The sequence below is a fragment of the Pseudomonas sp. PDM30 genome (genome assembly GCF_019218985.1).
GTDB classification, from domain to species: Bacteria; Pseudomonadota; Gammaproteobacteria; order Pseudomonadales; family Pseudomonadaceae; genus Aquipseudomonas; species Aquipseudomonas jessenii.
This window is the reverse complement of record NZ_JAHUWM010000011.1, coordinates 195,495-219,252: the sequence shown is the minus strand read 5'-3', so window position 1 is coordinate 219,252 and position 23,758 is coordinate 195,495. Positions and strand designations below refer to the sequence as shown.

At 59.5% G+C, this 23,758-nt stretch carries 25 protein-coding genes, 4 tRNA genes and 1 pseudogene; 13 read left to right on the top strand and 17 right to left on the bottom strand.

Translation table 11 applies throughout. The features are described 5' to 3' along the window. Nucleotides 1-188 precede the first annotated feature (188 nt). A complete protein-coding gene (locus tag KW840_RS24030) occupies nucleotides 189-608 on the bottom strand; it encodes a pilin (protein WP_218498015.1) in 420 nt (139 codons plus the stop codon). A 227-nt stretch (nucleotides 609-835) separates the two neighbouring features. On the opposite strand from KW840_RS24030, the gene KW840_RS24025 reads away from it, so the two are divergent. Genes KW840_RS24025 through yacG form a run of 4 tightly spaced genes read left to right on the top strand, consistent with a single transcriptional unit; the run spans nucleotide 836 to nucleotide 3,744 of the window. After that, a complete protein-coding gene (locus tag KW840_RS24025) occupies nucleotides 836-2,053 on the top strand; it encodes a type II secretion system F family protein (protein WP_218498014.1) in 1,218 nt (405 codons plus the stop codon). A 1-nt stretch (nucleotide 2,054) separates the two neighbouring features. Further along, entirely contained in the window at nucleotides 2,055-2,927 is an 873-nt protein-coding gene (locus KW840_RS24020; RefSeq protein WP_102672244.1) for an A24 family peptidase, read from the top strand. Beyond that, nucleotides 2,924-3,547: a dephospho-CoA kinase gene (coaE, locus tag KW840_RS24015; protein ID WP_218498013.1), complete on the top strand. Its 624-nt coding sequence runs from the start codon at nucleotides 2,924-2,926 to the stop codon at nucleotides 3,545-3,547. Before KW840_RS24020 ends, coaE begins: the two co-directional genes overlap by 4 nt. Then, entirely contained in the window at nucleotides 3,544-3,744 is a 201-nt protein-coding gene (gene yacG / locus KW840_RS24010) for a DNA gyrase inhibitor YacG (protein ID WP_007970539.1), read from the top strand. Before coaE ends, yacG begins: the two co-directional genes overlap by 4 nt. 35 nt (nucleotides 3,745-3,779) lie before the next feature. Here yacG and KW840_RS24005 read toward each other — a convergent pair whose 3' ends face one another. Beyond that, on the bottom strand, nucleotides 3,780-4,469 hold the full coding sequence (locus tag KW840_RS24005) for an energy-coupling factor ABC transporter permease (RefSeq protein WP_007990394.1): 690 nt from the start codon (nucleotides 4,467-4,469) through the stop codon (nucleotides 3,780-3,782). A gap of 71 nt (nucleotides 4,470-4,540) precedes the next feature. Further along, complete coding sequence (locus tag KW840_RS24000; protein WP_218498012.1) at nucleotides 4,541-5,473, bottom strand: LysR family transcriptional regulator; 933 nt, start codon at nucleotides 5,471-5,473, stop codon at nucleotides 4,541-4,543. 121 nt (nucleotides 5,474-5,594) lie between these two features. Here KW840_RS24000 and KW840_RS23995 point away from each other — a divergent pair, with 121 nt between their 5' ends. After that, nucleotides 5,595-5,837 (top strand): DUF2790 domain-containing protein, encoded by a 243-nt coding sequence (locus tag KW840_RS23995; RefSeq protein WP_150813471.1) that lies wholly within the window; start codon nucleotides 5,595-5,597, stop codon nucleotides 5,835-5,837. 9 nt (nucleotides 5,838-5,846) lie between these two features. Here the strand turns inward: KW840_RS23995 and KW840_RS23990 are convergent, their stop codons facing one another. From KW840_RS23990 to KW840_RS23980, 3 genes are read right to left on the bottom strand one after another with little or no spacing between them, the layout of a single operon-like run. Next, on the bottom strand, nucleotides 5,847-7,115 hold the full coding sequence (locus tag KW840_RS23990) for an OprD family porin (RefSeq protein WP_218498011.1): 1,269 nt from the start codon (nucleotides 7,113-7,115) through the stop codon (nucleotides 5,847-5,849). A 16-nt stretch (nucleotides 7,116-7,131) separates the two neighbouring features. Next, the gene (locus KW840_RS23985; RefSeq protein WP_218498010.1) at nucleotides 7,132-8,364 is read right to left on the bottom strand and encodes a benzoate/H(+) symporter BenE family transporter; all 1,233 of its coding nucleotides are present in this window, start codon (nucleotides 8,362-8,364) and stop codon (nucleotides 7,132-7,134) included. A gap of 3 nt (nucleotides 8,365-8,367) precedes the next feature. Beyond that, a complete protein-coding gene (locus KW840_RS23980; RefSeq protein ID WP_218498009.1) occupies nucleotides 8,368-9,711 on the bottom strand; it encodes an aromatic acid/H+ symport family MFS transporter in 1,344 nt (447 codons plus the stop codon). Between the two features lie 219 nt (nucleotides 9,712-9,930). On the opposite strand from KW840_RS23980, the gene KW840_RS23975 reads away from it, so the two are divergent. Genes KW840_RS23975 through KW840_RS23960 form a run of 4 tightly spaced genes read left to right on the top strand, consistent with a single transcriptional unit; the run spans nucleotide 9,931 to nucleotide 12,667 of the window. Continuing rightward, on the top strand, nucleotides 9,931-10,557 hold the full coding sequence (locus KW840_RS23975) for a DUF1780 domain-containing protein (protein WP_007970534.1): 627 nt from the start codon (nucleotides 9,931-9,933) through the stop codon (nucleotides 10,555-10,557). After that, nucleotides 10,554-11,081 (top strand): MOSC domain-containing protein, encoded by a 528-nt coding sequence (locus tag KW840_RS23970; RefSeq protein ID WP_218498008.1) that lies wholly within the window; start codon nucleotides 10,554-10,556, stop codon nucleotides 11,079-11,081. Before KW840_RS23975 ends, KW840_RS23970 begins: the two co-directional genes overlap by 4 nt. 53 nt (nucleotides 11,082-11,134) lie before the next feature. Beyond that, nucleotides 11,135-11,308 carry a DUF3094 domain-containing protein gene (locus tag KW840_RS23965; protein WP_007970531.1) on the top strand — a complete coding sequence of 58 codons (174 nt, stop codon included), beginning with the start codon at nucleotides 11,135-11,137 and terminating at the stop codon, nucleotides 11,306-11,308. A gap of 60 nt (nucleotides 11,309-11,368) precedes the next feature. After that, on the top strand, nucleotides 11,369-12,667 hold the full coding sequence (locus KW840_RS23960) for an NAD(P)/FAD-dependent oxidoreductase (RefSeq protein WP_090451465.1): 1,299 nt from the start codon (nucleotides 11,369-11,371) through the stop codon (nucleotides 12,665-12,667). Between the two features lie 195 nt (nucleotides 12,668-12,862). Here KW840_RS23960 and KW840_RS23955 read toward each other — a convergent pair. From KW840_RS23955 to rluD, 7 genes are all read right to left on the bottom strand, one after another. Continuing rightward, nucleotides 12,863-12,939 (bottom strand) — tRNA-Pro (locus KW840_RS23955). A gap of 95 nt (nucleotides 12,940-13,034) precedes the next feature. Continuing rightward, a tRNA-Lys gene (locus KW840_RS23950) sits at nucleotides 13,035-13,110 on the bottom strand. Nucleotides 13,111-13,115: 5 nt separating this feature from the next. Continuing rightward, nucleotides 13,116-13,192: transfer RNA gene (locus KW840_RS23945), tRNA-Pro, on the bottom strand. Nucleotides 13,193-13,201: 9 nt separating this feature from the next. Next, nucleotides 13,202-13,277, bottom strand: a tRNA-Asn gene (locus KW840_RS23940). Nucleotides 13,278-13,577: 300 nt separating this feature from the next. Continuing rightward, nucleotides 13,578-16,142 (bottom strand): ATP-dependent chaperone ClpB, encoded by a 2,565-nt coding sequence (gene clpB / locus KW840_RS23935; protein ID WP_057713253.1) that lies wholly within the window; start codon nucleotides 16,140-16,142, stop codon nucleotides 13,578-13,580. A gap of 130 nt (nucleotides 16,143-16,272) precedes the next feature. Beyond that, a complete protein-coding gene (gene pgeF / locus KW840_RS23930; RefSeq protein ID WP_218498007.1) occupies nucleotides 16,273-16,998 on the bottom strand; it encodes a peptidoglycan editing factor PgeF in 726 nt (241 codons plus the stop codon). Beyond that, nucleotides 16,995-17,957 carry a 23S rRNA pseudouridine(1911/1915/1917) synthase RluD gene (gene rluD / locus KW840_RS23925; RefSeq protein ID WP_008052092.1) on the bottom strand — a complete coding sequence of 321 codons (963 nt, stop codon included), beginning with the start codon at nucleotides 17,955-17,957 and terminating at the stop codon, nucleotides 16,995-16,997. The genes pgeF and rluD overlap by 4 nt, the downstream gene beginning before the upstream one ends. A 151-nt stretch (nucleotides 17,958-18,108) precedes the next feature. Here rluD and KW840_RS23920 point away from each other — a divergent pair, with 151 nt between their 5' ends. The 4 genes and pseudogenes from KW840_RS23920 (at nucleotide 18,109) to KW840_RS23905 (ending at nucleotide 21,168) form a co-directional block, all read left to right on the top strand. Further along, nucleotides 18,109-19,131: an outer membrane protein assembly factor BamD gene (locus tag KW840_RS23920; RefSeq protein ID WP_057713251.1), complete on the top strand. Its 1,023-nt coding sequence runs from the start codon at nucleotides 18,109-18,111 to the stop codon at nucleotides 19,129-19,131. Between the two features lie 125 nt (nucleotides 19,132-19,256). Then, a complete protein-coding gene (locus KW840_RS23915; protein WP_057713250.1) occupies nucleotides 19,257-19,490 on the top strand; it encodes a PP0621 family protein in 234 nt (77 codons plus the stop codon). A 26-nt stretch (nucleotides 19,491-19,516) separates the two neighbouring features. Beyond that, nucleotides 19,517-19,834 (top strand): annotated as a pseudogene (locus KW840_RS28835) (hypothetical protein); the annotation flags it as partial. Then, nucleotides 19,831-21,168, top strand: a complete 1,338-nt coding sequence (locus KW840_RS23905; RefSeq protein WP_218498005.1) for a sigma-54 dependent transcriptional regulator — start codon at nucleotides 19,831-19,833, stop codon at nucleotides 21,166-21,168. The pseudogene KW840_RS28835 and the gene KW840_RS23905, both read left to right, overlap by 4 nt. Nucleotides 21,169-21,296: 128 nt before the next feature. On the opposite strand, the gene thiO is transcribed toward KW840_RS23905, so the two are convergent. Genes thiO through KW840_RS23885 form a run of 4 tightly spaced genes read right to left on the bottom strand, consistent with a single transcriptional unit; the run spans nucleotide 21,297 to nucleotide 23,749 of the window. Continuing rightward, on the bottom strand, nucleotides 21,297-22,397 hold the full coding sequence (thiO, locus tag KW840_RS23900) for a glycine oxidase ThiO (protein WP_090451471.1): 1,101 nt from the start codon (nucleotides 22,395-22,397) through the stop codon (nucleotides 21,297-21,299). A gap of 56 nt (nucleotides 22,398-22,453) precedes the next feature. Continuing rightward, nucleotides 22,454-22,855, bottom strand: a complete 402-nt coding sequence (locus tag KW840_RS23895; RefSeq protein WP_218498004.1) for a type IV pilin protein — start codon at nucleotides 22,853-22,855, stop codon at nucleotides 22,454-22,456. 14 nt (nucleotides 22,856-22,869) lie between these two features. Beyond that, the gene (locus tag KW840_RS23890; RefSeq protein ID WP_218498003.1) at nucleotides 22,870-23,283 is read right to left on the bottom strand and encodes a hypothetical protein; all 414 of its coding nucleotides are present in this window, start codon (nucleotides 23,281-23,283) and stop codon (nucleotides 22,870-22,872) included. Then, the gene (locus tag KW840_RS23885) at nucleotides 23,270-23,749 is read right to left on the bottom strand and encodes a PilX N-terminal domain-containing pilus assembly protein (RefSeq protein WP_218498002.1); all 480 of its coding nucleotides are present in this window, start codon (nucleotides 23,747-23,749) and stop codon (nucleotides 23,270-23,272) included. The genes KW840_RS23890 and KW840_RS23885 overlap by 14 nt, the downstream gene beginning before the upstream one ends. Nucleotides 23,750-23,758: the final 9 nt, after the last annotated feature.

The window sequence follows — 23,758 nt, the reverse complement described above, 5'->3', positions numbered from 1 at the left end:
AAAAAGTTATGAAATCAGCCAATTTTCGGAATCATGCAAAATGCACGAGAAGCAGAAACACTGCATGCAAGTTGCGGGTTTATGGAAAGTTCCTAAGATGCTGAAATTTCTGAGCTTTATCTGCAACATTTGACGACGGGTCGACAAACAGGAAAATCCCCGCAAAAGCGGGGACTTGATTCAGCAATTCATGCCGCAGAACCGGAACACCCTTTAGGCAAGTAGTCCTCGGTAACGCTGCTCTTGCATGACCAGCCTTTGGCTTCGTCCCGTGTCAGGGTGACGGTTTTGCCCTGGACCACCCCCGGGGCATTGTGCAACGTACAAACGATTGATCCCGCCCCCGGCGCTGTAGCCGTCACAGACAGGGCGCAATGGTTGGTCGATGTCTTGCCAGCGGGCGCCACGTTGGCAATTGTTGGGGTTTCCCCCTGGCTGATCACATCCTCGAACGGCACCTTCATTGCAGTCAGCTCAGCCATCGCCGCCGTGACCTTGGCCCGTGCCTGGTACTTGGAATACATCGGCAGGCCCAGGGTTGCCAGGATCCCGATGATCGCCACCACGACGAGCAACTCGATCAGGGTAAAACCTTTTTGATTGTTCATTTACAAGCTCCATGCATGAGTCGAAGGCTCATGACCTGCCCCATGGCAGCACAGCCTGTGCCAAGGCCAGAAGCCCCTGTTGGCAGGGGGCATGGTGGCCGCAAAGCCCTTACTTGCTACCAGGATCAGTACTATCTGACGTTTTTTGTCACATCACCCTTGCGGGTTTGGCCCCATCCTTTGACTAGGCTATAAGAGCAATTCAATCGGAATACCCAGGACTGAACATGGCGGTCAAGGCAGCGAAAATCAGCGTGTATGCGTGGGAAGGCATCGACCGCAAAGGCACAAAAGTGACCGGCGAACTCAGCGCTCAAAACCCGGCGCTGATCAAGGCGAAACTGCGCAAGCAAGGCATCAGTCCGGGCAAGGTTCGCAAAAAAAACCATTCGGTTTTCAGCATGGGCAAGCGTATCAAGGCCCAGGACATTGCCCTGTTCACCCGGCAAATGGCGACGATGATGAAGGCCGGCGTGCCGTTGTTGCAGTCCTTCGACATCATCGGCGAGGGCTTCGACAATCCGGCCATGCGCAAGCTGGTGGACGAACTGAAACAGGAAGTTGCGGCAGGCAGCAGTTTCGCCGCCGCCCTGCGCAAGAAGCCCCGGTATTTCGATGAGCTGTATTGCAACCTGGTGGATGCCGGCGAGCAGGCCGGTGCCCTCGACACCCTTTTGGAGCGGGTCGCGACCTACAAGGAAAAAAGCGAAAGCCTCAAGGCCAGGATCAGGAAAGCCATGACCTACCCGCTGGTGGTGGTGTTCGTCGCGACGATTGTCACCGGGATTCTGCTGGTCAATGTCGTGCCGCAGTTCGAGTCGGTGTTCAAAGGCTTTGGCGCTGAACTGCCGGCCTTCACCGTGATGGTCATTGGCCTGTCGCAATTGATGCAGGCCTGGTGGTGGGTGGTCCTTGGCACGCTGATCACGATGACCTTCGGCGTACGCCACACCCTCAGGACATCCCCGGCCTTGCGTGACCGGATGGACACCTGGCTGCTGAAACTGCCGCTGGTGGGCACCCTGATGCACAAGTCCGCCGTGGCCCGGTTCGCCCGTACTTTGTCGACCACTTTCGCTGCCGGCGTGCCGCTGGTGGAGGCCCTGGAATCAGTGGCCGGTGCGACCGGCAATAGCGTGTTCAAGCGCGCGGTATTGCGCATCCGGCAGGACATCTCGACCGGCATGCAATTGCATTTCGCCATGCGCACCTGCGGCGTCTTTCCGAACATGGCGATACAAATGACTGCAATTGGCGAAGAGTCCGGCACCCTGGACGCTATGCTCGACAAAGTCGCGGGGTTCTACGAAGACAACGTCGATAACATGGTCGATAACCTCACCAGCCTGATGGAGCCGTTCATCATGGTGGTGCTGGGTGTTATCGTCGGTGGACTGGTAGTTGCCATGTACCTGCCCATCTTCCAACTTGGCTCAGCGATCTGACATGCCCTTGAATGAAATCCTGACTCAATCTGCGCTGGCCTTTGTCCTTCTCGCAGGCATCACCGGCCTGCTGGTCGGCAGCTTCCTCAATGTCGTGATCTGGCGCCTGCCAAAAATGCTCGAACGCGACTGGCGTGAGCAGGCCCATGACATTCTCGGGCTGCCAGGCGAAACGCCGCTGCCGACCTACAACCTGTTGCTGCCCCACTCCCAGTGCCCGCACTGCGGTCACCGAATCCGCGCCTGGGAAAACATCCCGCTGCTCAGTTATGTGTTTTTGCGCGGCCGCTGCTCAGCCTGTGCGGCAGCGATCAGCCCCCGCTATCCGTTGACCGAACTGGCCTGCGGCCTGTTGTCGGCGTTTGTTGCCTGGCACTTCGGCTTCGGTTGGCCCGCCTGCCTGATGCTGGTCCTGAGCTGGGGTTTGCTGGCGATGAGCCTGATCGACGCCGAACATCAGATATTGCCGGACGTGCTGGTGCTGCCGTTGATATGGCTGGGGTTGATCGTCAACAGTTTCGGCCTGTTCGTGTCGTTGCACGAGGCGCTTTGGGGGGCGATAGCCGGCTACAGCCTGCTGTGGTCGGTGTTCTGGCTGTTCAAGCTGATCACGGGCAAGGACGGCATGGGCTACGGTGATTTCAAGTTGCTGGCGATGCTGGGCGCCTGGGGTGGCTGGCAGATTTTGCCGCTGACCATCCTGCTGTCCTCGCTGGTGGGGGCCATTATCGGGCTGATGCTGCTGCGCTGGCGCAATGCTAAAACCTCGACGCCGATCCCTTTCGGTCCCTATCTGGCCATTGCCGGCTGGATTGCGTTGCTCTGGGGTGGTCAAATAACCGACCTCTATTGGCAGTTTGTCGGTTTGAAATGAATAGCCCTGTGGAAAAACCCTGGATTCTCGGCCTGACCGGCGGCATCGGCAGCGGCAAAAGTGCGGCCGCCCAACACTTCATCGATCTGGGCGTGCATGTGGTCGACGCCGATCACGCCGCTCGCTGGGTCGTTGAACCCGGCCGCCCGGCACTGGCACAAATCGCCGAACACTTCGGCACCGGCGTGTTGCAGGCCGACGGGCAACTGGACCGCGCCGCGCTACGCAAATTGATCTTCGAAGTGCCAGAAGAACGCCGCTGGCTGGAGGCTCTCCTGCATCCGCTGATCGGCGAAGAAATCGCTCACCACCTGGCGCTGGCAAAATCGCCTTATGCGATTCTGGTTTCGCCGCTGCTGATCGAGTCCGGGCAATACGCCATGACCCAACGGGTACTGGTGATCGATGCCCCCGAACAATTGCAGATCGAACGTACCCTGCAACGTGACCAGACCAGCGAGCAGCAGGTCCAGGCGATCCTCAAGGCCCAGTCCAGTCGCCAGGATCGCGTGAGCCATGCCGACGACGTCGTGGTCAACGACCGCGACCTTGCCTGGCTGCACAGCGAGGTCGAACGCCTGCATCATTTTTACCTTTCTTTGCGTGGAGGCCAGTCATGAGCCAACCAACAACCGTCGAATGCCCAACCTGTGGCGCCCCCGTGGAATGGACCGCCGAGAGCAAATTCCGGCCATTCTGTTCCGACCGCTGCAAACTGATCGACCTGGGTGCCTGGGCGTCCGAAGAACACAAGATTCCAGTGGCTCCCGATGCCGAGGACGAGATGTTCAGCGGTGACTTCGACCCGCGCCATTGATCCATCGAGTGGGCGATTCCAGGTTTTGATGCGGATCAGGACTTGGGATCGTCGTCCTTCCAGGGAGCCGAGAGGTAGCGCGTGCGGTTGAACGTCTCAAGCCACTCCGGACAAAACACGACCAGCGCACTGACGATCATGCCGTTGATAAACGCTTCGGGAAAAATGATCAGCCATAGATATCCGACAAAATCTTCCAGCCAGTACGGCATGGCAAAACGTTCGTCGAACCATAACAACCAAAGCGCCAGCAGCAGACACAGCAACGCCGACAGCGCGGCGGCAAAAAATCCGGAAACGAAGATATACACGAAGGGATTTCGTGGCTGCGCCCTCTCCACCAGAATGGCGCAGCACTCGGTGACCAGCACCGGCAACGCGATCAACAGCGCGCCATTGACCCCGACCGCCGCCAGGTCCTGTCGCCCGAGCAACACCAGCCCCGTTTGCGCCACCAGGCCACCCACCAGCGCTAGCGGCCAGTCCAGCAGTAGCGTCACTGCGGTCATGCCGATGAAGTGGTAAGACACGCCGGTATCAAAGTCGCGCCGCACCAGCCACAACAGAAACAGCGCAAACACCGTTCCAAACAGCAGATGCTGACGACGGCTGTCGGTGAACAGTTCAACCCACGGTGCGCGACAGATCGCCCAGATCAACACCGGCACATAGATCAGCCAGCCGACCGCAAGGGTTTGCGATGACAGCAACTCTGCACCGATCATGGCTACGTGCGCCTCCCAGGCGAAGAACAACAGGCACTCAGTCTACACCGCCGCCCGCATGCCCTTCGACTTCAAGCCCAATGCCGCGGATCGTTCATCACCGCGTCATGTTCGGCGAACAGCTTCGGTAGCTCAGACTTGAGAAAGTCCACCCAGGTGCGGACCTTGGCATCGAGAAAGCGTCGCGAAGGATACAGCGCATACACATTGCGCTCGCGCAGGCGCCATGCAGGTAACACACGCAGCAAAGTACCGTCGCTCAAGGGCCGCGTCGCGGTGTAGAACGGCAGCAGGCTGATGCCCATGCCCGCCTCCGAAGCCTTGACCATCGACTCGGCAACATTGCACTGAAAGGTCTTGGCCGGGCTGACGGCGTGCTCGCCGTCCTGGTCCTGGAAAAGCCATTGATCGCCGTACAGCGGGTCGAGCATGCGCAGGCAATGATGATCGCTCAGCGCCAGCGGCTGCTGCGGCACACCCCGGCGTCGCAGATAGGCCGGGGAGGCACAGGGCACGCTGTAGATCTGCCCGATGGCTTGCGCAACCATTTGCGAATCGGCAAGTTCCGGAGCGATCGAAATCACCACATCGTGCCCCTCCTCCAGCGGATCAGGATTGCGCTGCGACAAGGTCAGCTCGAACACCACATCGGGATAAAGCTCGCTGTAGCGGGCGATCAACGGCGTGAGCAGCACACCCAGGCCGTTCATGCTGTGCACCCGCAGGCGTCCGGCCGGATTGATATGAGCGCCGCGGGCCTCGGCCGTCGCCTCATCCATGGCCTCGACGATTTGCCGGCTGCGCAGCAGGAAGCGCTCGCCGGCGTCGGTCAGGCTCAAGCGCCGCGTGGTGCGTTGCAGCAGACGCGCCTGTACATGTTCCTCCAGATCCGCCACCAATCGGGATACCTGCGCGGTCGACAGATCCAGCGCATCGGCAGCCCCGGTGAAACTGGCGCAGTCCACCACCCGGATGAATACGCGCAAGTTGTTAAGCACATCCATAAGCCCCCCTCGGGCGATGACTGTTACGTTTTATGTAAGGCTGCATCCGCCGTTCGCCCCTTTATCCGTCGGTGGCAAAGACTAAAATTCAGACATCAAAACCGACACGGAGCACGCCAACATGAAAACGTTGATCAGCCTGTTGCTGACCGTCATCGCCACCTCGGCCATGGCCGCTGACAACGAGCCTCTCACAGTCCTGTACAACCCGGCGCAGCCACTGGACATCGCCAGCGTGGTTTCTGTGTCGAACACCGCGACTGCGTGCGGGGTCGTACCGGCGACCATGGTGTATGTCGATCATCAGGGCCAGACCCACCGTGTGACCTACAACGTCATGGGTGATTGCACCAGCAACCTGTGATCACCTGGCTCACAGCAAGGTCCACGTGTAGCTGAGAATCAAGCGGTTCTCGTCGATATCACTGCGGTAGTTGGAACGCGCCATCGCATTGCGCACGCGAATGCCCAAACCTTTGAGACTGCCGCTCTGCAACACATAGCCGATGTCCAGGTCACGTTCGCGATCCTTGCCTTCGAAACCCTTTCCGGTATCGACGTTGTTGCCGCTGATGTAGCGCACGGTACTGGTCAACCCCGGTACGCCGAGCGCCGCGAAGTCGTAGTCGTAACGCACCTGCCAGGAACGTTCATCGGTGAAGGCGAACTCATAGGTCGGCACTTCGTTGCCCAGCGGCGAGATATTGGCAAATACCCGTGGAAATGCACTGTCACCGAACATGCCCTGATAGCCGACGTAAAACGTATGACCGCCACGCTTGGCCGACAGCAACGAGAAGAACGCCTGGTTGTCGATGTTACCCAGCAGTTTTTTGCCGTCCTCGCGCGAATCGTAGTAACCGAGGTTGGCGCCGAGGATCCAGTCGCCCACCGGCTCACTGTGCTTTAAACCCAGAAAACGCTGGTTGTAGATATCTTCCAGTTGCCCGTACCAGGCACTGACCGAGCTGCGCTTGTCATTGAAGGCATAATCAGCGCCGGCAAAATTGAAACCGTCACTGCTGACCTGACGCTGCGGCACGTGACCCAGCATTGCCTGCATCTTTTCGTCGCCAGCCTCGTTGCGCAGGCTGGTTGAACTCAAGTGACCACCCTGCACAGTCAGGCCATTGATCTCGTTGGAGGTGATGCTTGCGCCCTGATAACTGGGTGGCAGCAGGCGAATATCGCTGAATGCCAACACCGGCAGGTTGGGTTGCAACTCACCGACTTTCAGCTCGGTTTTGGAGTAGCGCATCTTCAACGCGCCTTCCAGACGGCTGTAGTTGTCTGCCGCGCGGCCGTCGTCCTGCACCGGCAACAAACCGGTATTGGTCCGGTCCGGAGCACTGTCGAGCTTGAGACCGAGCAAGCCGATGACGTCCACCCCAAACCCGACGGTGCCCTGGGTGTATCCGGACTTCACGTTGAGGATGAACCCCTGGGCCCACTCTTCAGCCTTCGATTGCCGGTTGGCGCCGACGATGTCGGAATAGTCGCGGCTGAAGTAGTAATTGCGTGCCTGCAACGTTGCGCTGGTGTCTTCGATAAAGCCGGTTTCAGCTGCCATCGCACCCGTGGAAAAACCCGAGACGACAGCCAGGGACAACGCAGAACCGGTTGTTGGGAGAATCTGTTTCATCGTTTTTCTCTTATTGTTATTGATCGACTGATTGAAGGACTTCAGTTGCAGTGGATTTGCGACGGGGAACGGGACGACGGGCGCTCAACAGCACATGGGTGACAATGCCGAAAATCAGCCCCCAGAAAGCGGCAGACAAACCGAACAACGACATGCCCGAAGCCGTGACCAGAAAGGTCACCAGTGCGGCTTCACGATCGCTCGGCACCGCCATCGCGCCGGTCAACGCGCCGGTCAACGCGCCGGCAATGGCGGCGAACAAGGCCAGCCCGGCCAGCGCCGCGATCAACTCTTTGGGGAACGCTGAAAACAGCGAGACCAGCGTGGCGCCGAAGATCCCCAGCAGCAGGTAGCACAGGCCGCCGACGACCCCGGCCACGTAGCGTTTGCGAGGATCTTCGTGAGCTTCGCGACCGGTGCAGATCGCCGCGGTGATCGCCGCCAGATTCAGCCCATGGCAACCAAACGGCGCCAGCAATGCGGTGCCCAGCGCGCTACTGGCGATGATCGGGCTCGCTGGCGTCGGATAGCCACTGGCGCGCAGCACCGCCATGCCGGGCACGAACTGACCGGTCAGCGCCACCATCACCAGCGGCAAGGCAATGTTCAGGATCGCGCCCAGACTGAACTCGGGCGTGATCCACACCGGCGTGGCCAGGCCGATCACCAGCGCTTCACGATGTAAATCACCGGTGAACGCGGCAATCGAACAGCCCATCAGCAGCACCATCATCACCGCATAACGCGGCATCACACGCTTGCAGATCAGGTAGCAGGCAAACATCGCCAGGACCAGCAACGGCTTGCGCTGCATCGACACGAACAAGCCAGTGCCGAAACTGAACAGGATCCCCGCCAGCATCGCCGCCGCGATGGCGGCGGGCAGCTTGCTGATGATCCGGTCGAAAGCGCCCGAGATGCCAACCACGAAAATGATCAGGCTGCTGACCAGATACGCCCCCACGGCCTCTGCCATGGAGATGTCCGGCAACAGCGTCACCAGCAACGCCGAGCCCGGCGCCGACCAGGCGATGATCACCGGAACGCGGAAGCGCAGGCTCAAGCCGATGCCGAGCACGGCGCTGCCGATGGAGATCGCCCAGATCCAGGACGACAACACTTCCCGCGAAAGATGTGCCGCTTCCGCCGCCTGAAAGATGATCACCAACGGGCCGGCGTAGGAAATCACCGTGGCAATGAATCCAGCCACGGCGGCTGACAACGAGAAGTCCTGGAAAAACGCTTTCATGATTCAGGCACCGGTCGCTGACAACGCTGGGTTGACGCCAGCGGCGCTACGTCGGCTGCTGATGGCGAACACGGTCATGGCCAGGGTCGCCACCGCACCGGGCAAGGCAAACGCCATGAAGTTCAGTTGCAGGGGCAAGCTGATCCCGAGCAAGGCACCACCCAGCAGCGGACCGACGATGGCCCCGTTGCGCCCAATGCCCGACGCCCAGCCCAGACCGGTAGACCGAATCGTCATGGAGTAAAACTGCGCGGCACAGGCGTACAAAAGAATCTGCGAGCCAATGGTGGTGGCACCCGCAATGGCGATCAGCAAGTACAACACCGGCATCGGGCTGTTGAAGCCCAACAGCGTGATCGACACCACCGCCATGGCGAAAAACACCGCCAGCACTCTCGGCAGATTGAGTTTGTCGCCCAGCACCCCGCCACCGACCGCGCCGAAGATCGCCCCGAAGTTCAACACCAGCAGGAACGACAGGCTCGAACCCAGGCTGTAACCGGCGTTGGCCATCAGTTTCGGCAGCCAGGAACTCAGCGCGTACACCATCAACAGGCAGCAGAAAAACGCCAGCCACAGCATCAGCGTGCGCAGCGCACGGCCTTCACGGAACAACTGCAACACTGGGGTGCCCGTGCCTTTCACTTCGGCCATGTGCAATTGATCAGAGGTTTGCGCGACGTAGGCCGGATCGATGCGCTGAAGAATATTGCACGCCTCTTCATTGCGCCCCTGACGCAACATGAAGCCCACCGATTCGGGCAGGAAATACATGATCAGCGGCAACAACAGCAACGGCAGGACCGCCACGTAAAACACCGACTGCCAGCCGAAACTCGGGATCAGCACAATGCCCAGTCCGGCGGACAGCATGCCGCCCACCGAGTAACCGCTGAACATGATCGCGACCAGAGTGCTGCGGATTTTTTTCGGCGCGTACTCGTTCATCAGTGCCACGACGTTAGGCATCACGCCGCCAATGCCGAGCCCGGCAATGAAGCGACAGAGGCCGAACTCGGTGGGGTTTCGGGCGAAACCATTGAGCACGGTGAAGCCACTGAAGAGCATCACGCAGATCGTGATGGCTTTTTTGCGACCGATCCTGTCCGACAGCGGACCGAAGAACAGCGCACCGAACATCATGCCGAACAGTGCATAGCTGCCCAGTGCACCGGCTTGCAGAGGACTGAGCCCCCACTCTTTCATCAGCATCGGCAAGACCACGCCGTAGATCACCAGATCGTAACCGTCGAAGATGATGATCAGGGCACACCAGAACAGCACCATCCAGTGAAAGCGGTTGAAACGAGCGTTGTCGATAACCTCATGTACGTCGATCTTGCGCATGGCATATATCTCTTGTTGTTGTTTTTTTAGAGCGGCGGTAACACGGCTTACGTCCGTACAGCCGAGGGTAGAGCCGCCCGATACGTGGCAATATCCAGTGCGCGCAGATCACTATCCATTTTGTGCAGGGCCCTGAAACGGGCATGGGAGCGGGAGGCATTGACCCTCTCCGACAAATTGTCTTCTTTGCGATCACATTTGAACGCTAAGCTTGGGCCTATGGATGACTCAGATTACTTACGCCTGCTGACCATCGCGGCCGAGCAAGCCAACGCGTTCCTGTCCAATGCCCGCAAGTGGGAGCGTGAGCGTTGGGTCTGCCAGCGCCTGCTGCAAGGCTTGAACATTCCCTATCGCGCCGATGAGTTCGCCCCCGCCGGGGAGCCGCCGGATGTGTTGTTTCGCGATGCCAGTTTCGAGGTGTTCTTCGTGCTCGACGAGGGCCGGCGCCTCAACGATGAATGGCGCGACGAATTGCAACGCCGACGCAGCGCGTTTTCCCTGAGCCAACTGGTGCGCCGCGAGGCCAAGCCACGACGCATCCCCGCCAACGAGTTCTTGCTGCGATTGGCGCCGACCTTGCGCAAAAAAGCGCACAACTACAAAGAGCGCGGCATGGATCTGGGTGAGCTGGACATCATTGCCTTCGCCAGCCTCAAACGCGAAGTACTGGACCTCAACAGCCATTTCCCGCCGCCGACCGAATACCTGCGCCAGGGCTGGCGCTCGCTGTCATTGGTTGGGCCGACATTCGCCCGCGTGCTGTTCGCTCACCCGGATGCGCCGGACTTCTTGCGCAGCAACCTGGGGCGCAGCATTGTGTTCGACGTCGGGATCAGTCTGTGAGCCCGCTGCAGGAGCTGATCGCCGAGGTGCCACAACAGGGTCGTGTACTCTGGATCGGCGTGCGCCCGCAATCACGTTCGGCGATGCTTGAACTCGATGCCGTGGAAGCGCGCCTGGAGGCCGGCCTGACCGGCGACCACGCCCGCCCCGGCGTGCGCAATGCGCGGCAGGTAACGCTGATTCAGTGGGAGCACCTGGCAGTGATCAGTTCACTGATGGGGCGAGCACAGGATCATCCGGTCCGGCCTGAAGATCTGCGGCGCAATCTCGTTATCAGTGGCATCAATCTGTTCAGCCTCAAGGGCCGCCGCTTCCGGATCGGCCAGGCAACGTTCGAAACCACCGGCTGGTGCCAGCCCTGCGCGCGCCTGGAAAGCAACCTGGGCATCGGCACCTTTCAGGCCGTGCGCGGACATGGCGGAATCACTGCCCGGGTGTTACAAAGTGGCATCATTCGCCTGGACGACATCGTTAGCGTCGAACCCATTGCGGACAGCGGCTATGCTGCGTTCAACCCTGGGTAAAAACACTGTAGCTTCTACACATTCAGCAACGTCTACTCCTGACGAGGCCCGATATGACCAGCCGCCTGAACCCCGACGACCAAAAGCATGTCGAAGAGTACCTGCAGTTGTCCCAGCACCAAGTCGAGCGCCGGCCTTTCCGGCCGTGGATGCTCCTTGTACTGGTATTGGCAGTGACCATTGGTCTGGGCCTGTTGAGCCGACTTATCAGTTACTTGACGCTATGAGCTGCCTTGCGCTCGCTCGGGTAATTGCACCGATTTCCTTTAGCCTTGCGAGTTATCCCCATGTCCCATCGTATTGTCATTGTCGGCGGCGGCGCCGGCGGTCTGGAGTTGGCTACCCGTCTGGGTAAGACTCTGGGCAAGCGCGGTACGGCCAGCGTGATGCTGGTCGACGCGAACCTGACCCACATCTGGAAACCCTTGTTGCACGAAGTGGCGGCCGGTTCCCTGAACTCTTCCGAAGACGAACTCAACTATGTCGCCCAGGCCAAATGGAACCACTTCGAGTTCCAGCTGGGGCGTATGAGCGGGCTCGATCGCGCGAAGAAAAAAATCCAGCTGGCCGCCACCTACGACGAAGCCGGTCTGGAGCTGGTGCCGGCCCGCGAAGTGCCTTACGACTCGCTGGTGATCTCCGTCGGCAGCACCACCAATGATTTCGGCACCCAGGGCGCGGCGCAACACTGCCTGTTCCTCGACACCCGCAAACAGGCCGAGCGTTTCCACCAGCAACTGCTCAATCACTATTTGCGCGCGCACGCCGGTCAGACCGACACGATCGAGCAAATCAGCGTGGCCATCGTCGGCGCCGGTGCCACCGGGGTCGAACTGGCCGCCGAACTGCACAACGCCGCCCACGAATTGGCAGCCTATGGCCTGGACCGGATCAAGCCGGAAAACATGCACATCACCCTGATCGAAGCCGGTCCACGGGTGCTGCCGGCGCTGCCGGAGCGCATTGGCGGGCCTGTGCATAAAACCCTGGAGAAACTCGGGGTCAACGTCATGACCAATGCTGCTGTCAGCGAAGTGACGGCCGACAGCCTGATCACCGCCGACGGCAACGAAATCAAGGCCAGTCTGAAAGTCTGGGCCGCGGGGATTCGCGCACCGGGTTTCCTCAAGGACATCGATGGCCTGGAAACCAACCGCATCAATCAGCTGCAAGTGCTGCCGACCCTGCAAACCACCCGTGACGAAAACATCTTCGCGTTCGGTGATTGCGCCGCCTGCCCGCAACCGGGTAGCGACCGCAATGTGCCGCCACGGGCCCAGGCCGCTCACCAACAGGCTTCGCTGCTGGCCAAATCGTTGAAACTGCGCATCGAAGGCAAGGCGTTGCCGGAGTACAAGTACACCGACTACGGCTCGCTGATCTCGCTGTCGCGTTTTTCGGCTGTGGGTAACTTGATGGGCAACCTCACCGGCAGCGTGATGCTCGAAGGCTGGCTGGCGCGGATGTTCTACGTGTCGCTGTACCGCATGCACCAGATGGCGCTGTACGGGCCGTTCCGCACGGCGATGCTAATGCTGGGCAGCAAGATCGGTCGCGGCACCGAGCCGCGCCTCAAGTTGCACTAACACCTCAACGACTGTGGGAGCGAGCTTGCTCGCGATAGCGGTCTGGCTCGCGATAGCGGTCTGGCATTCAGTACATGTGTTGAATGTCAGGCCGTCATCGCGAGCAAGCTCGTTCCCACACTGGTTTTGCGGCGTTCTTGAGTTTCCTGCGGACAAAAAAAATCCCCGTATCTTTCGATACGAGGATTTTTAATATGGTCGGGGTAAGGGGATTCGAACTCCTGACATCCTGCTCCCAAAGCAGGCGCGCTACCGGACTGCGCTATACCCCGGTAAAAAAAAGGCACCTTTGAAAGGCGCCTTCTTCGATCAGCGCTTTTGGCCTCTGATCTTAAGATTCGATTCCAGCGCTAACTGGTTTCAAAAATGGTGGGTCGTGTGGGATTCGAACCTACGACCAATTGGTTAAAAGCCAACTGCTCTACCAACTGAGCTAACGACCCAAAAATGGTCGGGGTAAGGGGATTCGAACTCCTGACATCCTGCTCCCAAAGCAGGCGCGCTACCGGACTGCGCTATACCCCGGTTTGAAATTGGCTCCGTGACCAGGACTCGAACCTGGGACCCAATGATTAACAGTCATTTGCTCTACCGACTGAGCTATCACGGAACTACACATTTCAATTTACAACTTTGAAGCTTTACTGCGTTCTCTTCAACCCGTTCGCATCGCTGCGTTCGTGTGTCTGAGGCGCGCTATTCTACAATCTTCAGCACCTCTGTCAACCCCCTAAATTGCTTTCAAGTTAATGATTTGCAACTTATTTTGGATTCCTGCTTGGGGAGCGGAAACCCTCGCGGGTGACTTACTGCGGGGCGCACTTTACAAGCCTTTTCCTTTGAGTTCAACAGCCTAACGAAAAAAAGGCCTCACAATGCGAGGCCTTTTCAATTTTGTTGCCGATCTGGATCAGACGAAGACGATTTCGTCGTTTTCCACCACACCATGAGCCGTGTCGCCCGGCATGAATCGACCGGACAGTATCAACTGCGCCAGCGGGTTCTCGATCCAGCGCTGGATAGCGCGCTTGAGCGGCCGTGCGCCATATACCGGGTCGTAACCAACCGCGATCAGCTTATCCATGGCTTCAGGGCTGAGTTCAAGCTTCAGCTCACGCTCGGTCAGGCGGCTGCGCAGACGGCCCAGCTGGATCTCGGTAATGCCGGCGATCTGATCCCGCGCCAACGGCTCGAAGATCACCACTTCGTCGACCCGGTTGATGAACTCCGGCCGGAAGTGGCTGGAAATCGCATCCATCACCGCCGCGCGCTGCGCCTCACGGTCACCGACCAGTTCCTGGATCTGTACCGACCCCAGGTTGGAGGTCATGACAATCACGGTATTCTTGAAGTCCACCGTGCGGCCATGGCTGTCGGTCAGACGACCATCCTCGAGCACTTGCAGCAAGATGTTGAACACATCCGGGTGCGCCTTCTCGACTTCGTCCATGAGGATCACCGAATACGGCTTGCGACGAACGGCCTCGGTCAGGTAACCGCCCTCTTCGTAGCCCACATAGCCTGGTGGCGCACCGATCAAGCGAGCCACGGAATGTTTCTCCATGAACTCGGACATGTCGATCCGCACCATCGCCTCTTCAGTATCAAAGAGGAATTCGGCCAAGGCCTTGCACAGCTCGGTTTTACCGACACCGGTCGGGCCGAGGAACATGAACGAGCCGCTTGGCCGGTTCGGGTCGGACAACCCGGCGCGGGAACGCCGCACCGCATTGGAAACCGCAACGACCGCTTCGTCCTGGCCGATCACACGCTGGTGCAACAGGCTTTCCATCTTCATCAGTTTTTCGCGCTCGCCTTCGAGCATTTTCGACACTGGAATACCGGTCCACTTCGAAACCACTTCGGCGATTTCTTCCTCAGTCACCTTGCTGCGCAGCAGCTGGTTTTCGGGTTTGCCATGCTGGTCGACCATTTGCAGGCTGCGCTCCAGGTCCGGGATCACCCCGTACTGCAACTCCGCCATGCGGTTCAGGTCGCCTTTGCGGCGGGCCGTTTCCAGCTCCTGACGGGACTGCTCGATTTTCTGCTGGATCTGCGCAGAACCCTGGACTTCGGCTTTTTCCGAGTTCCAGATTTCTTCGAGATCCGAGTATTCACGCTCTAGACGTGCGATTTCTTCCTGCAATTTTTCCAGACGCTTCTTCGCCGCGTCGTCGCTTTCTTTCTTCAGCGCCTGGGATTCCACCTTCAACTGAATCAGGCGACGCTCCAGACGGTCCAGCACTTCCGGCTTGGAGTCGATCTCCATGCGGATGCGGCTGGCGGCTTCATCGATCAGGTCGATGGCCTTGTCCGGCAACTGCCGGTCAGTGATGTAGCGATGGCTGAGCTTGGCCGCGGCAATGATCGCGCCGTCGGTAATCGCCACCTTGTGGTGAACCTCATAACGCTCCTTGAGGCCACGCAGGATGGCGATGGTGTCTTCTTCGCTCGGCTCGTCCACCAGCACTTTCTGGAAACGTCGCTCGAGAGCGGCGTCCTTCTCAATGTATTGGCGGTACTCGTTGAGCGTGGTGGCGCCCACACAGTGCAGCTCACCGCGGGCCAGGGCCGGCTTGAGCATGTTGCCCGCATCCATCGAGCCTTCGCCCTTGCCGGCGCCGACCATGGTGTGCAGCTCGTCGATGAACAGAATGATCTGCCCTTCCTGCTTCGACAGCTCATTGAGCAGGGATTTCAGGCGTTCTTCGAACTCACCGCGATACTTGGCACCGGCGATCAGCGCCCCCATGTCCAGGGACAACAGGCGCTTGCCCTTGAGGCCATCCGGCACTTCGCCATTGATGATGCGCTGGGCCAGGCCTTCGGCGATGGCGGTTTTACCCACGCCAGGCTCACCGATCAGCACCGGGTTGTTCTTGGTACGACGTTGCAGCACCTGGATGGTCCGGCGAATTTCATCGTCACGGCCGATCACCGGATCGAGCTTGCCGTCTTCGGCGCGCTTGGTCAGGTCGACGGTGTATTTATCCAGCGCCTGACGCGATTCTTCGTGGTTGGCGTCGTTTACCGCTTCGCCGCCACGCAGGTTGTTGATCGCATTTTCCAGGGCTTTCTTGCTCACGCCCTGGCCGAGCAACAGCTTGCCGAGCTTGCTGTTCTCGTCCATGGCGGCGAGCAACACCAGCTCGCTGGAGATGAACTGGTCGCCCTTCTGCTGGGCCAGACGGTCGGCCTGGTTGAGCAGGCGCGCCAGATCCTGCGACATGTTCACGTCGCCGGTCGGGTTCTGGATTTTCGGTAGCTGGTCGAGCTCTTTGGTCAGCTCTTTACGCAGGCTGTTGACGTCGAAGCCCACCTGCATCAACAGGGGCTTGATCGAACCGCCCTGCTGTTCGAGCAAGGCTTGCATCAAGTGCGCCGGCTCGATGGCCGGATGATCGAGGCCGACTGCCAGGGATTGGGCATCGGACAACGCTAACTGCAATTTGCTGGTTAAACGGTCTATACGCATGGGTCACCTTCCTTTTGAGCAGGCCGGACCTATAAAACATCCTGAATGAAGAAACCTGCCAGATACCACAATAGATGTGGTCGATTCTGGGAGTTTCAAGCGCCCTGAGGTTGATGCAGGTCAGGAAAGTCTAGCGTTCGAGCCAGATAAGTGAGGCGAATCGGCCAGTGCGGGGCACACGGCGGTAAGAAAAGAAGCGAGGATCGGTCACGGTGCAGAAACCGCCACCATAGACAGCCGTTACACCGCGAGCCGCCAGATGCAAACGCGCCAGCATATAGATGTCAGCCATGAACTTGCCGGGGTTTTGACTTGGCACGAAGGCTTCTGCGGCTTGAGGCAATTGCTGCACGAAGGTTTCGCGCACTTCGGAGCCAACTTCAAACGCTTGTGGACCAATGGCCGGACCGAGCCATACCAGCACCTCGGCAGGTGGTACGGCCAGATTATCGAGGGTCGCTTCCAGCACACCCGCCGCCAACCCGCGCCAGCCGGCATGGGCTGCCGCAACGCGAGTACCGGCACGGTCGCAAAACAGCGCAGGCAGGCAATCGGCGGTCATCGCCGCGCAGGCGACGCCCGGCGTTGATGTCCAACTGGCATCGGCAGTGTCCACCCGGCCTGGATTGGCATGGGCCACGACAATCCCGTGGACCTGCTGCAGCCAGGCCGGTTGAATGGAGAAATGATCAGTCAGACGACGGCGATTCTCGGCAACAGCTTCAGGGCTGTCGTCGACGTGATCGCCGAGATTGAGGCTGTCGAACGGCGCCAGACTGACGCCGCCCGCTCGGGTGGTCACACAGGCTTTGACCCCGGCCGGCGCGGGCCAGTCAGGAATCAGCCAGTCACTCATCCGATGAACGCCTCACGGTCTTGCTTGAGCAGGGTCAGCAACCAGACGAAATCTTCCGGCAATGGCGATTCCCAGCTCATGCGCTGACCGGTGGTCGGATGATCCAGTTCCAGGAAACGCGCATGCAGCGCCTGACGCGGGAAGTTTTTCAGCGACTCGACCATGGTTGGGTTGGCGGCCGGCGGAATACGGAAACGACCGCCATAGGCAGGATCTCCGACCAACGGATAGTTGATGTGCGCCATGTGCACGCGAATCTGGTGCGTACGACCGGTTTCCAGCTTCACCCGCACATGGGTGTGGGAGCGGAAGCGTTCGAGCACGCGGTAATGGCTGACGGCTTGCTTGCCACCCTCCATCACGGCCATGCGCTGGCGTTGCTGGCCGTGACGACCGATCGGCGCGTTGATCTTGCCACCGGCGGTCACCACACCGATCACGATGCACTCGTAGATCCGGCTGACGCTGCGGCTCTGCAACTGTGTAACCAGTTGCGTCTGCGCTTGAATGGTCTTGGCCACCACCATCAGACCGGTGGTGTCCTTGTCCAGGCGATGCACGATACCGGCGCGGGGCACATTGATGATGTCCGGCACGTGGTGCAGCAAGGCATTGAGCAAGGTGCCGTCGGCATGACCGGCAGCCGGGTGCACCACCAGGCCCGCAGGCTTGTTGATCACCAGGATGTCGTCGTCTTCATAGACGATATCCAGGGCTATGTCTTGAGCGACCCATTCGCCCTGAGCTTCCTGCTCGGCAGTCAGCTCAAGGATGGCGCCGCCGTGGACGATGTCTCGCGGGCGGATAACCGCCCCATCCACAGTCAGGCGGCCGTCTTTGATCCAGGCGGAAAGGCGCGAGCGCGAGTGCTCAGCGAATAATTGTGCGGCGACTTGATCGAGGCGTTGGCCGCCCAATTCGGACGGCACCTCTGCGCGAAGTTCAATTTTATCGGACATGCTCAGACTAGGCGTCGGCACAGCCTTTGGTTTCGGCTGCGCGCTTGTGGTTAAATACGGCGTCTTTTGCCCCGAGGCTATTCAACGGGGCACTCATCATAACAGGACGGCCACGCCCAAGACAGCGGCCGTCATAGGGACGCAAGCCGCCATGCAAGTGAAACACCTGCTGCTGATCGCCATCCTCGCATTGACCGCTGCTTGCTCATCGAAGGAAGTCGTAGACGAAAACCTCAGTGAAGTCGAGCTGTACCAACAGGCTCAAAATGACCTGGACAACAGTAGCTACACCAGTGCCATCGCCAAGCTGAAGGCTCTGGAATCGCGTTATCCGTTCGGTCGCTATGCCGATCAGGCACAACTCGAACTCATCTACGCCAACTACAAGAACACCGAGCCAGAAGCGGCCAAGTCCGCTGCGGAACGCTTCATTCGTCTGCACCCACAGCATCCGAACGTCGATTATGCCTACTACCTCAAAGGCCTGACTTCTTTCGACCAGGACGTCGGCCTGCTGGCGCGTTTCCTGCCGCTGGACATGACCAAGCGTGACCCGGGCGCCGCCCGCGACTCCTATAACGAGTTCGCCCAGCTGACCAGCCGCTTCCCGAACAGCCGTTACGCACCGGATGCCAAGCAGCGCATGATCTATCTGCGCAACCTGCTGGCGGCCTACGAAATTCACGTGGCCGACTACTACCTGACCCGTCAGGCCTATGTCGCCGCCGCGAACCGCGGTCGTTACGTGGTGGAAAACTTCCAGGAAACCCCTTCGGTCGGCGACGGCCTGGCGGTGATGACCGAGGCCTATCAGCGCCTGCACCTGGACGAACTGGCTGCCACCAGCCTGGAAACCCTGAAGCTCAACTACCCGAACCACCCGACGCTGGTGGACGGCCAGTTCGTACCGACCGTCGCCGAAGCGGACAACCGTTCGTGGCTGAGCAAGGCGACCTTGGGCCTGATCGAGTCCCGTCCGCCGCTGCCACCAGGCGAAACCCGCGCCAACCAGGACGTACAGAGGCAGTTCCAGGACGCCAAGGACGCCATCCCGAGCGAGCTCAAGCCTAAAGACGACAATGGCGACGCGATCGAAGAAGAAAATCACGAAGCGGAAGGCAACAACAGTGACCGCTCGTGGTTCAGCTACATGACCTTCGGCGTGTTCGACTGACACCCCGGGTTGTGCAAAAAGGGAGACTTTCGAGTCTCCCTTTTTTATTTCAGCGCTTTATTACACTGTGCGCCTGTCAGGTCCTTGGCTAAACTGCCGCTTCATCAATCAAAAAGCAGCTCACCATGCTTCGTTTATTGTTCTGGATTGCCCTGATTGCCGCTGCAGTGTGGTTCTGGCGCAAGTTCAAGGGTCAGGCTTCCACCCCCAGGCCCCCTGCCGAGCGGGACGCGGCGCCCATGGTCCGTTGCGCCCATTGTGGCGTCCACCTGCCCCGCGACCGCGCGCTGAGCCTCGACCAACGTTGGTATTGCAGCCAGGCTCACCTCGAGCAAGACAAGGATTCCAGCGGCCGCTGACACGTCACCTAGTGGCCGATTAAGGACTATCGCGCGCACCCAAGGAACTGAAAGGCGCAGATCGACGTCTGACACAGATTATTCAAGACCTCTCTCTGCGAATGAACCGGGTAATCGAAAACGTCCTGCACCTGCAGCGCCGCGAGCAAATGTCGCCGCTACGGCTCGAGCTGAAATCACTGGAAATACTCGAAAATGAAGCCCCAGCCCGCCATATCAAGGGCCTGGGGCTTTATCTGCCCGGCCAGCCGGGCGAAAGCATTCTGTCCCGCCTAGACTTCAAGGCACGCCAGGAAAGCGGCTGCTTTTGCATGACCTTTGCTCTCGGACGGAACCCACGTTGAACACCAGACCACGACAAAAAGTCTTGATTGTCGATGACGAACCGGACATTCGCGAACTCCTGGAAATCACCCTGGGAAGGATGAAGCTGGAGACGTTCAACGCCCGCAACGTCGGCGAAGCGCAGTCCTTGCTGAAACGCGAAACCTTCGATCTATGCCTGACCGACATGCAGTTGCCGGACGGTACCGGCCTGGAGCTGGTGCAGCACATCCAGCAACGCCACCCCCGGGTCCAGGTGGCGATGATCACCGCCTATGACAGTCTCGAAAACGCGATCAATGCGCTCAAGGCCGGGGCATTCGACTTCCTGACCAAACCGGTGGACCTTATGCGTCTGCGTGAGCTGGTCACCAACGCCCTGCTGGTTCCTGCCCGCGGGGTCGGCATCGATCGTCGCTTGCTGGGCGACTCATTGCCCATGCGCAACCTGCGCAAACACATCACCAAACTGGCCGGCAGCCATGCGACGGTATACATCAGCGGCGAGTCCGGCAGCGGCAAGGAGTTGGTCGCGCGACTGATCCACGATCAAAGCCCTCGCGCCAATCAGCCGTTCATTGCGATCAACTGCGCGGCAATTCCCTCGGAACTGTTGGAGAGCGAGTTTTTCGGCCATCGCAAAGGCAGTTTCAGCGGCGCCATCGAAGACAAGCCCGGCCTGTTCCAGACAGCTCACGGCGGCACCCTGCTGCTCGACGAAGTCGCCGACCTGCCGCTGTCCATGCAAGTCAAATTGCTGCGCGCGATTCAGGAGAAATCCGTACGCTGCGTTGGCGGGCAGCAGGAAGTGGCGGTGGATGTGCGCATTCTCTGCGCCACGCACAAGGACCTTGGTACCGAAGTCGCCGCCGGACGATTTCGTCATGATCTTTACTACCGTTTGAACGTGATCGAACTCCGGGTGCCGCCCTTGCGCGAGCGCCGTGATGACATCGAAATGCTAGCCAGCCACATTCTCAAGCGCCTGGCCGCCGATACCGGTCAACCTGCGGCGAGACTCCACCCCCTAGCCCTCGATGCGCTGAAGAGCTATCGCTTCCCGGGCAATGTGCGGGAACTGGAAAACATGCTCGAACGGGCGCACACCTTATGTGAGAACAAACAGATCGAAGCCGGCGACCTGCGCCTGGCTGAAGGCAACTGTGGGGCTGAGGGTGGCGTGCCGGACCTGACCCGGATCGACAATCTGGAAGCCTACCTGGAAAACATCGAACGCCAACTACTGCTCCAGGCCCTGGAGGAAACCCGCTGGAACCGCACGGCGGCGGCTCAGCGGTTGAACCTGTCATTCAGGTCGATGCGCTATAGGCTCAAGAAGTTTGGATTGGATTGAGGCCCTTATCGCGAGCAAGCCGCTCCCACAGGGTCATTGGTGAACACAACAACTGCGAACACCTCAGAACCATTGCAGGAGCGAGCTTGCTCGCGATAGCGACCGTATAAACGACTGCGATCCAGCAGTCAGAGCCGCCCGGCAGGCGCATAAGGCGCCGGATCGATAATCGGCGCACGGCCCAGCATTACATCGGCAAACAGCTGGCATGACGCTGGCGCCAGCACCAGCCCGTTTCGGTAATGCCCGCAGTTGAGCCAGAGCCCATCAAAACCCGGCACCGGGCCGATGTAGGGAATGCCCTCGGGTGATCCCGGGCGCAATCCGGCCCAATGCCCCACCACTTCGGCATCGGCCAGCGCCGGGATCAATTCCACCGCGGACGCCTTCAGGCTTTCCAGTGCCGACCCGGTCGGCGTCTTGTCAAAGCCTTCATGCTCCAGCGTACTGCCGATCAGTATGTGCCCGTCGCGCCGGGGAATCGCATAACGGCCCTTGGCCAGGACCATGCTCGGCAGGAAATCCGCCGCACACTTGTAGAGAATCATCTGCCCTTTCACCGGCTCGACCGGCAGCGTCAGATCAAGAAGCTTGAGCAAATCACCGCTCCAGGCCCCCGCCGTCAGGACGACTTGATCGCCCGGAACAGTACCTGTGGAGGTCTGCACGCCGACCACTTTATTGCCCTCACGAACAAACCCGCTGACTTCGCACTGCTCATGGATCGTCACGTTCGGCAGCGCCAGCAACGCAGCCTTGAGTGACTTCACCAGACGCGGATTACGCACGTTGGCGACGTCGGCCATGTAGATCGCCCGGGAAAAACCGCTGCCCAGCACCGGCACGGCGTCGTGTGCTGCCGAAATATCCACCGCGCTAAGCGGGCGATTTTCCCGGACAGCCCAAGCCAGCGCTTCAGCCTCGTCATCCAGATCCAGCCAGTACAGACCGGTGGTGTGCACTTCAGGATCAACGCCAGTGGCGGCAAACAAGCGCTCGCCCAGCTGTGGATAAAAGTCCTGGGACCAGTGAGCCAACGCGGTGACCGCCGGGCTGTATCGCCACGGGTAAAGCGGCGAAACGATGCCGCCGCCGGCCCAGGACGATTCCTGGCCGACGCTCGAGCGATCCAGCAGCACAACGCTTTGCACTTCGGAGGCGAGATTGAAGGCCGTCAGCAATCCAATCACCCCACCGCCGACAATCACCACTTGCTGTTGCCTGGTCATGTTCTGATCCAATCGTTAAATAGACAGAGGGTACAAAAGGCACCCGAAATAGAAACTCAGCGCCCCCAGCAGTCTTTGCTGGTCAGGCCGGATTTCGCGTTGACCATACCGAGCACACCGGTGTTGGTGATGGTCAGATCACCGCACTTGTCAGTGGCCATGCTCGAGTCAGCCTTGCGCACCGCCGTCAGCAGAAAAGTCTGGTCGGTCAGGGTCGGTGTGATGCTGTAGTAATCATTGCCGGTACTGAGGCCCGTCGCATCGGTGTAGGCATTTTTCTGCGAGTAGAAGCGCTCCAGGAGCTGCGCCTGCTCCGAGAGCAGACCGGCTACTTCTGCGCGACGGCCCTTGTTCAGGTATTCGGTGAAACTCGGGGCAGCAATGGTCATGACAATACCGATGATCGCAATCACGATCATGATTTCGATCAGGGTAAAACCGCGGTTGGAACTACGCATGCCTCAATTCTCACTCACTGTATTTGTCGCCACATGATGCGACGGCTGCCGCCGGATTTTTCCATCCCCGCAGTACCGTCGCCAGTGGAATCGTTCACGACCCCGCCATTGTCGCTGGCGTCCTGGGTCGAATGCTCCCCGATAAAGATCACGCCATCGGATAACGTGTCGCTGTTGTCGACCACTCCATCGGCGTTGCTGTCGAGCATCTTAACGCTGATCGCAGCGGGCAGCTTCAGGCAGACGGCCTTCAACCCCTGATTGCCATGGTAAAAACCGTACCAGTTGCCATTGGCCAGACAGGTGGGCCGGTTCAGCGCTGGCGAATCCGCTGATATGGCAGCGTGCGCCGACACCGACAGGTTAAGCGCGACGACGGCACCAAACAGTTGTGGCCATAACCTGACAGGTCGCTCAGTACTTCGCATAGATGCTCTCCACCACACTGCGCGAATGCCCCGCGATGCCGACCGCCGTTACCCGATACAACATCGCCCGGGTATTGATTGGCACATTCACCGCATCTTGGCTGTCACCAATATTTTGCACACCATAAAAGCCGTTGCCCGATGTAATCCAGGTCACTCCGGAAGAAGCGTTGAAACCGGCAGCGGTAATAGTCGAAGACTCGGACGGTGGCGCACATTGAACGGTGCCGCTACAAACAGGTAGCGCATAACTGTCCCGTTGCACTGTACTCTCGCCCACCCGCAATGCGGCTTCGGCACGCTGAAACGACTGGTTGCGCAAGGCGACACTACCGGCCATTTTTTCCTGCAGGGTGGCGCTTTGCATCGATGAAAGGCCAATCAACGTCAGCAAGAGCAAGAACACCAGGCTGACCAATAGGGCCATGCCGCGCTGGGTGTAACACGTCATGGGAGACCGATTCATTGGCACCCT